Origin of the sequence: Desulfobulbus alkaliphilus, assembly GCF_016918545.1 — a bacterium.
Classification (GTDB): domain Bacteria; phylum Desulfobacterota; class Desulfobulbia; order Desulfobulbales; family Desulfobulbaceae; genus Desulfobulbus; species Desulfobulbus alkaliphilus.
This window is the reverse complement of the sequence record NZ_JAFFQC010000128.1, coordinates 1-582: the sequence shown is the minus strand read 5'-3', so window position 1 is coordinate 582 and position 582 is coordinate 1. Positions and strand designations below refer to the sequence as shown.

Here is a 582-nt window from a genome sequence, read left to right as displayed (position 1 = left end):
GCGTGCCGTCTTCCTTCACCGCAAACTTCGACGCCAGGAACAGGCTGATGCCCTTGGGGCCCTTGGGCGCGTCCGGCAGGCGGGCCAGCACCAGATGGACGATGTTGTCGGTCGCGTCGTGGTCGCCCCAGGTGATGTAGATCTTCTGCCCGTTCAGCGCATAGGTCCCGTCGCCGTTCGGCGTCGCCGTGGTGATCAGCGAACCCAGGTCCGATCCGGCGCCCGGCTCGGTCAGCACCATGGCGCCGGTCCATTCGCCGCTGACCAGTTTGGTCAGATATTTGGCCTTCTGCTCTTCCGTTCCGACCTGCTCCAGCGCCTCGATCGAGGCCAGCGACAGCATGGGGCACAGGCCGAACGCCATGTTGGCGGCATGGACGGTCTCATAGGCCGCCAGTTCCAGCGCCTTGGGCAGGGCCTGTCCGCCCGCTTCGGTCGAAGCCGACAGCCCGGTCCAGCCGCCGGCCGCGAACTGGCGATAGGCGTCGGCGAATCCTGGCGCGGCGGTGACGGCGCCGTTGGCGTAGGTCGAGCCCTTCTGATCCCCAATCCTGTTCAGCGGCGCCAGCACCTCTTCGGAGA

Annotated in this window: 1 protein-coding gene; it reads right to left on the bottom strand. The window is 67.2% G+C overall.

The annotated features are described in order from the left end of the window. A partial coding sequence (locus tag JWG43_RS20635) for an acyl-CoA dehydrogenase family protein (RefSeq protein ID WP_205244276.1) occupies positions 1 to 582 on the bottom strand: 582 nt, incomplete at both ends.